The following is a 7419-nucleotide window of genomic DNA, read 5'->3' as shown; positions in this document are numbered from 1 at the left end:
GATGATTTTTTATGTTCATTTAAGGGGTGTGCTAAAAATATTAGTCAAATTTCGGAATTCTTGTTTTTTTTACCTGATATTTTACTTTTATTAAACCTTTTAATTTTTTGATTTAAAAACTGATATATTGTTTTTAATCTGTTCACATATTAGTTTTATTCCTGTTAAATTACCATTTTTTGGGGATAAAAACGGTAAAGGGTCGCATATTTAGTTTTCGGAGAAACTCATCGCATAACATTGGCGTTGTGCAAACTTTTCAGAGCCGGTCTTACGGAAGCGCTTTTCTTTTTTTTCATTTTTCTTTAGGTAGGTTTTGCAGACAGCTGCCGGGGAGGTGATTTATGTTGCATCCGGAACCATGGCGTTTGTCATGGTCCGCCCTTTCAGGTACTGAAGAAGATGCTTCAAGAGCCGCTCTTCGGGCGATGCTGAGGAGAGCTTTCAACAGGCGGATGGATGAGAGGAGAAGGAAGAAGGAATGTTTTGCTTAATGACGATCTGTCATTGTGTGGTTGAATTAGTTGCTTTAGGAAGAGTTTTTCGCTGTCTGATGACGGGGGAGGAAAGACCGGCGAAGAGGTGTCCCAGCTTGTAATTGACTCGTTTTTTCGGGGGCTGTAAAGCACAAAAGCGACATCACATGATGTCGCTTTTGTGCTTTACTATCGGTAAGCTTAGTGTTGTATATTTAGCTCCCCTACCCTGCCAGTGCATGGCGGCTTACCTTTCCTTTTATCACCCTGTTCCTGAGGTACGAATAGAGAAAAATTGAGCCCAGTATGATCAGTGTTCCGGCATAAAAGCCCGCCGTCATATGCTCTCTTTTTCCGAAGAAAAGGAAGGCCAGGACGATGCCGTAGACGGGCTCGAGATTGGTGATCAGCGCCACCCGGAATGCGGATAATTCTTTCATCACAGAGACGCCTGCAACGTAAGCAACGGAGGTGCAGACGGTGCCTAAAATGACGAGATAAATGGTGTCTGAAATGTGCAGTTTCATAGATGAATTGAAGCCTCCGGAGAGCAGCAGAAAGAGCGAAATCCAGAACCATGCCCCGGTCATTTCATAGAAACTTATCAGCTGCGGGGGGTGCTTTTTTACCTGCCTCGAATTGATGATGGAGAAGAGGCTGGCGCAGAAAGCACATAACAATCCGAAGCTGATTCCAAGGGTATAACGGGACTCGAATTTAAAGATCATGAAGATCCCTGTGATGATGGTAAGCCCAATAAAGATCTCGAGTTTTGAGACCTTTTTCCGGTTGATCAGGGGTTCGAGAATAGCAGTAAAAAGAGTAACCGAGGAAAGGCATACCAGGGCTACGGAAACCGTGGATGACTTAATTGACTGGAAGAAAAAGATCCAGTGGGCTCCTACGATTGCACCCGTCAGAAAGAACTTTATGACCGTATTACGATCAGCTTTCAGAGGTGTTTTGGTTGCTTTAAAATAGATGAACAGTGTAAGAAAAGCGATCAGTACCCGGTACCAAACGAGATGGACGGAGGACACAGTGATCAGGTTACCTAAGATGCCGGTAAATCCCCAGATCACTACCGTCCCATGCATTACCAGCAAATTGCGGTTTGAAGAAATATATTTAGACATTATTTTATTTTGGCGCTTTAATCATTAAATAAACACCGAGCGCGCCGAACAGGATATTTGGAATAAAAACAGCTATGATAGGAGGTAATCCTCCCTTAAGCGAGAACATAGTTGAAAACTGTATGGATACAATATAAGCAAAGCTCAGGAAGATGCCGATACCCAGGGGTAGTCCGACACCGCCGCGCACCTTTCTGGAGGACAGGGAGACTCCCATCAGCGTTAAAACGAATGCCGAAAGGGGGTATGTAAAGCGCTTGTACTTCTCGAGTTCGAGCAGCTGCATCACCCCCGTTCCCCTTATTTTTTCTTTTTCGATGCGGATACCCAGCTCGCGGGTGCTCATCGCCGAATAGATATTGTCGTACACCTGGAAGTCTACGGGCTTCATATCCAGGGTCGTGTCTTTCCTGGTGCCTTTCGTCATATTTTCCTTCAGTCCGTTCACTTCTCTGATCGTGTAATTCTCAATGTTCCATTTTCTTTTGATGGAATCCCACACGATGCGGTCGGCCATCAGTTTCTCTACCAGCTGGTCTCCGTTGAATTTTTCCAGTATAAACGTGTATCCGACCTTCTGAATATTATCGAAGTTCCGGATGTATACATAGGTGTTTTTATCTATCTGCATGTGAGTCTGCGACTTTGAATTGTCAGACTTCGGGCTGATATAGACATTCTCGAAGTCTATCATCAGTTTGTTGGTAAAAGGAATAATGTAAATATTGCCGATGAGGGTAACGAAGAATATGAGGAAAGAGGCAATGAAATAGGGCCATAAAAAACGCTTAAAGCTAACTCCTCCGCTTAGGATCGGCACAATTTCAGTTTGATCGGCCATTTTTGCGGTGAAGAAAATGACCGCAATGAAGTTCATCAGTGGAGAAAGAAAGTTGAGATAGAATGGAATAAAGCCTGCATAGTACTGAAAAATAATCTTCGAAAGGGGAGCCGAACGCTTCAGAAAGTCATCAAGCTTTTCGGAAACATCGAAAATTACAATCACAACGGTAAATATGGCGCAGGTAAATAAAAAAGTACCTAGGTACTTTTTTATAATGTACCAGTCTATAATTTTGATATATCTGTTCAGCATCTTTATTATAAACGTTGGGAAAGCTGTTTTATCATTTTATTTTTCCACTCATAGAATTCACCGGAAATGATCTTTTCCCTTGCCTGGGTTACCAGCCAGAGGTAGAAGTGGAGGTTGTGTATGCTCGCGATCTGGGCTCCCAGGATCTCTTTTGCTGTCACCAGGTGTCTTAAGTAGGCTTTTGAATACTGCAGGTCGGAAAAAAGATCGCTTTCCGGATCGATGGGAGAGAAGTCATTCTTCCATTTTTCATTCCGGATATTGATGATCCCGTTCCTGGTAAAAAGCATCCCGTTACGGGCGTTCCTGGTGGGCATTACGCAGTCGAACATGTCTACCCCGAGGGCGATATTTTCGAGGATATTTACCGGAGTACCCACGCCCATGAGATATCTTGGGCGGTCGTGCGGCAGGATGTTGCATACCAGTTCAGTCATAGCGTACATCTCTTCAGCCGGCTCTCCGACAGAGAGTCCTCCGATTGCATTTCCTTCCCTGCCGAAAGAAGCGATCACTTCGGCCGATTTCATTCTCAGGTCTTTATATACAGAACCCTGAACGATAGGAAAGAGTGTCTGAGAATATCCGTATTTAGCTTCTGTCGTATCAAAGCGTTCGCAGCAGCGTTTCAGCCAGCGATGGGTCATCTCCATGGACTTCCGTGCATAGTTATACTCACATGGGTAAGGAGTGCATTCGTCGAAAGCCATCATAATGTCGGCACCTATTGTTCTCTGGATATCGATAGCTGCCTCGGGGGTAAATAAGTGTTTAGACCCGTCAATGTGGGACCTGAACGTTACACCTTCTTCTTTGATCTTTCTCACCTCAGTGAGCGAATAAACCTGGTAGCCACCGCTGTCTGTCAGGATCGGTCGGTCCCATCCGTTAAACTTATGCAGACCTCCCGCCTGTTCGAGCGTATTAAGCCCCGGGCGCAGGTAAAGGTGGTATGTATTGCCTAAAATGATCTGTGCATTTATATCCTCACGCAGTTCCCGCTGATGGACGGCTTTGACCGATCCGGCGGTGCCGACCGGCATAAATATGGGCGTTTTGATAGTCCCATGGTCGGTTTCTATTTCACCAGCCCTCGCCTTCGACAGTTTATCTGTTACTTCTAATCTGAACTTCATTTTAACAGGCAAAGGTAGTAATTAGCGCTTAGCAATCAGCTATCTGCGGGAAGGTTTTTATCTATGCTCTTTTGGCTTTTTCCTTTCCTGTTAATGCTTAACTTTGGCTGTTTAATCTTGGTTTATTTTGCTGTCAGACTATTTATATTTTGCTGTTTTAATCCTTTTTCAGGTCGCCTTTCTGATCCATGTATATTTTATCATTTTCAGGCATGCAAGGCTCCGGTCTTATAAAGAAACCCCTGCAGGCGACGTTCCTGTTGCCCACCCTGTTTCCGTTATTATATGCGCCAGAAATGAGGAGAAGAACCTGGAAAAGAACCTGCCACTTGTTTTAGACCAGGACTACAGCGAATTTGAAGTGGTGGTGGTGAATGACTGCTCTTCTGACGATACCGATATGCTGCTTCGCAGGTATTCTGCAAGCTACCCAAACCTGAAGGTAGTGACAATTAATGAGCATGCGCGATTTAAACACGGGAAGAAATTTGCGGTCACGCTGGGGATTAAAGCTGCCTCACATGAATATTTACTGTTTACAGATGCCGACTGTTTTCCTGCTTCACGAGACTGGATCAGGCTGATGCAGCAGCACTTTTCGGGGCAGACAGAAATTGTGCTCGGATATTCTCCGTATATAAAAAAGGGCGGCTTCCTGAATGCTTTGATCCGCCTGGAGACCTTCTATACGGCTGTCAACTATTTATCGTTCGCCCTCTGCGGCCGTCCCTATATGGGAGTTGGCAGGAACATGTCGTACCGGAAATCGCTTTTTTTCAGGAATAAGGGTTTTGCCTCACATATACATATACCTTCGGGGGATGATGATCTGTTTGTTAATCAGAATGCCACGGAAGATAATACGTCTATTGAAATAAATGCCGGCAGCCAGGTGTGGTCGGAACCTAAAACTACGTTCGCGTCATACTGGAAGCAGAAGATCAGGCATATGGGGGCGGGAAAGGCGTATAAAAGCTCTGATAAATGGCTCCTGACCATCCAGGGGGGAGCAGGTATCCTGTTTTATTTATTGCTTATCGTACTGATCATACTGAAGGCTCAGTGGTGGCTGTTACTGGGAATCTACCTTCTTCGTTTGCTGATTCAAACGATCGTATATTATCCCGTAATGAAGAAGTTGAGCTGTAAAGATTTAATGTGGTGGTTTCCGGCATTGGATTTGTCCTATAATTTTTTTACTATCGTGTTAAGCATTGTGTCTTTATTTAAGAAAAAAATTAAATGGAAGTAAATCCAAGTTTTTCAGAGAATGCAGTAAATGACTTTAATCTGGTTCTGAGAGCCAGAGACGGTGACCAGAGGGCTTACGCTGATCTGATGCAGCGTTATAAAGATTCTATATATTTTATGTCGCTGAAAATGGTAAACAACAAAGACGATGCAATGGATCTCACCATTGAAACCTTTGGGAAGGCGTTTGAAAATATAGAAAAGTACAAGCCTGATTTTGCATTCAGCACGTGGTTATTTCGTATTGCCACCAACAATTGTATTGATTTTATCAGGAAGAAGAGGATCAACATGGTTTCCATTCATTCCCTTACCGATGACGAGGGGGAGGAAAGGCAACTCGATATTAAGGCCGACAGCCTGAATCCTGAAGAAACTTCCATAAAGAAACAACAGAAAGAGACGATAAAACTGATTGTTGATAAACTTCCGTTGCGGTACCGGACATTGATCACACTCAGGTATTTTGACGAATTATCCTATGAGGAGATCGCGGTACAGCTCGATCTGCCTCTGGGTACTGTCAAAGCCCAGTTATTCAGGGCGAGAGACCTGATGGCTAATATTTTGAACCGCAGGAAAAAAAATTCCATAAGTGACTTCTGACATTATTTACCATTATTTCCCCGGACTAAGTCCGCAGCAAAAAGAACAATTTGACAGACTTGAGGAACTGTATACATTCTGGAATGCCCAGATCAATGTGATCTCGCGGAAAGACATCGAAAGCTTATATCTCAGGCATATCCTCCATTCGCTGGGGATAGCGAAAGTGATGAGCTTTTTGCCTGGAGAGAAGGTGCTCGACGTTGGTACCGGCGGTGGTTTTCCGGGGATCCCGCTTGCCATATTGTTCCCTGAAACCAGCTTTCACCTGGTTGATTCTATTGGTAAGAAGATTAAAGTGGTAAACGAAGTGGCGAATGCAATCGGGCTGAAGAATATCAAAGCCAGTCATTCCCGTGCAGAGCAGGTGGATGAAAAGTTTCATTTCGTTGTTTCGCGGGCGGTTACCAGGCTGAAAGACTTTTACCCCTGGATAAAGGGCAAGTTTGAGAAAAAGTCGGGGAATTTGCTGCCCAACGGGGTCCTGTATCTCAAGGGCGGGGATTTGCAGGAGGAGATAGAAGAGACGGGATTAAAGCAGACCGTCCTTTACCCTTTAACAGAATATTTCGAAGAGGATTTTTTTGAAACCAAATTCGTTGTATATTTCCCAGCTCAATAACATGCTGTATGCCTTCCTTATATGAGATAGCACTGACCCTGGTTCCCGGGGTGGGTTCGGTTACCGCGAGGAATCTTCTGGAGAAATTCGGAGATGCTGATTCTGTTTTCAAAGCTACATCGGCTTCCTTAACAACTATTCCGGGTATAGGGCCGAAGACTGCCCGAAGTATCCTGGCAAAAGAGTTCCTGCTGAAAGCTGAAAAAGAGCTTGCTTTCGTGGAGAAGTATAAGATCAGGACCTTGTTTTTTACTGCTGAAGACTATCCTTTCCGACTGAGGAACTGTTATGACGCTCCTGTTTTGCTGTATTATAAAGGTGCAGCTGACCTTAACAGTAGTCGCATTATTAGTATTGTCGGCACGCGCAACGCTACTCCTTACGGAAAAGAACTGACGCAGCAACTGGTGGAAAACCTGAAGCAGCATGATGTTTTAGTGATTAGCGGCCTTGCTCACGGCATTGACGGAATTGCACACAAAGCCTGCCTGAAGCAGGAGGTTCCTACTGTAGGAGTGGTAGGACATGGACTTGATCGTATTTACCCCGCTCAGCACCGGTCTCTTGCAGAGAAAATGCTGCCGCAAGGAGGACTGCTGACGGAGTTCCCCTCGGGTACAAATCCCGACAGGGAGAATTTTCCTAAACGAAACCGGATTGTTGCGGGACTGGCTGATGCAACGATCATTGTAGAGGCTGCCGTAAACGGTGGTGCACTTATCACTGCAGAACTGGCAAATTCGTATGACCGCGATGTCTTTGCTTTTCCGGGAAGAGTGAATGATCAGTACTCCTCGGGGTGTAATTATCTGATAAAAAGTAACCGTGCTCATCTGGTAACGGGAATCCGTGATATTGAATACCTGATGGGATGGGAGGTAAAGGATGTGTCGCGGAAATCACAGCTAAGTCTGCCCGTAAACCTTACGGAAGACGAAAAGAAAATTACGGACATTCTTGCAGTTAAAGAACGTGTGCCGGCGGATAAACTTCTTGCTGAGACCCGGTTCTCTGCCAGTAAGCTTTCTATGACCTTGTTATCCCTGGAGATGCAGGGGCTTATCGTTGCCCTGCCGGGCAAGGTGTACAGGCTTAA

At 44.8% G+C, this 7419-nt stretch carries 7 protein-coding genes; 4 read left to right on the top strand and 3 right to left on the bottom strand.

Features of this window, described 5'->3' with window-relative positions; all coding sequences use genetic code 11:
* Positions 1 to 700 precede the first annotated feature (700 nt).
* The 3 genes from DDR33_RS15095 to tgt are packed head-to-tail and all read right to left on the bottom strand — an operon-like array spanning position 701 to position 3844.
* Positions 701 to 1612 (bottom strand): DMT family transporter, encoded by a 912-nt coding sequence (locus DDR33_RS15095; protein ID WP_109416640.1) that lies wholly within the window; start codon positions 1610 to 1612, stop codon positions 701 to 703.
* A gap of 4 nt (positions 1613 to 1616) precedes the next feature.
* On the bottom strand, positions 1617 to 2708 hold the full coding sequence (locus DDR33_RS15090; protein WP_202913752.1) for an LptF/LptG family permease: 1092 nt from the start codon (positions 2706 to 2708) through the stop codon (positions 1617 to 1619).
* A 5-nt stretch (positions 2709 to 2713) separates the two neighbouring features.
* A complete protein-coding gene (tgt, locus tag DDR33_RS15085) occupies positions 2714 to 3844 on the bottom strand; it encodes a tRNA guanosine(34) transglycosylase Tgt (RefSeq protein WP_109416639.1) in 1131 nt (376 codons plus the stop codon).
* 127 nt (positions 3845 to 3971) lie between these two features.
* On the opposite strand from tgt, the gene DDR33_RS15080 reads away from it, so the two are divergent.
* From DDR33_RS15080 to dprA, 4 genes are all read left to right on the top strand, one after another.
* On the top strand, positions 3972 to 5096 hold the full coding sequence (locus DDR33_RS15080; RefSeq protein WP_317047451.1) for a glycosyltransferase: 1125 nt from the start codon (positions 3972 to 3974) through the stop codon (positions 5094 to 5096).
* Positions 5087 to 5701: an RNA polymerase sigma factor gene (locus DDR33_RS15075; RefSeq protein ID WP_109416638.1), complete on the top strand. Its 615-nt coding sequence runs from the start codon at positions 5087 to 5089 to the stop codon at positions 5699 to 5701. The genes DDR33_RS15080 and DDR33_RS15075 overlap by 10 nt, the downstream gene beginning before the upstream one ends.
* Positions 5691 to 6323: a 16S rRNA (guanine(527)-N(7))-methyltransferase RsmG gene (rsmG, locus tag DDR33_RS15070; protein ID WP_109416637.1), complete on the top strand. Its 633-nt coding sequence runs from the start codon at positions 5691 to 5693 to the stop codon at positions 6321 to 6323. Before DDR33_RS15075 ends, rsmG begins: the two co-directional genes overlap by 11 nt.
* Positions 6324 to 6331: 8 nt before the next feature.
* Positions 6332 to 7419: DNA-processing protein DprA (gene dprA, locus DDR33_RS15065; protein ID WP_109416757.1), on the top strand; the 1088-nt coding region annotated here is incomplete at its 3' end.

This window comes from Pararcticibacter amylolyticus (assembly GCF_003130405.1).
GTDB classification, from domain to species: domain Bacteria; phylum Bacteroidota; class Bacteroidia; order Sphingobacteriales; family Sphingobacteriaceae; genus Arcticibacter; species Arcticibacter amylolyticus.
The sequence above is the reverse complement of the archived record's forward strand: the minus strand, read 5'-3'. Positions and strand labels throughout refer to the sequence as shown.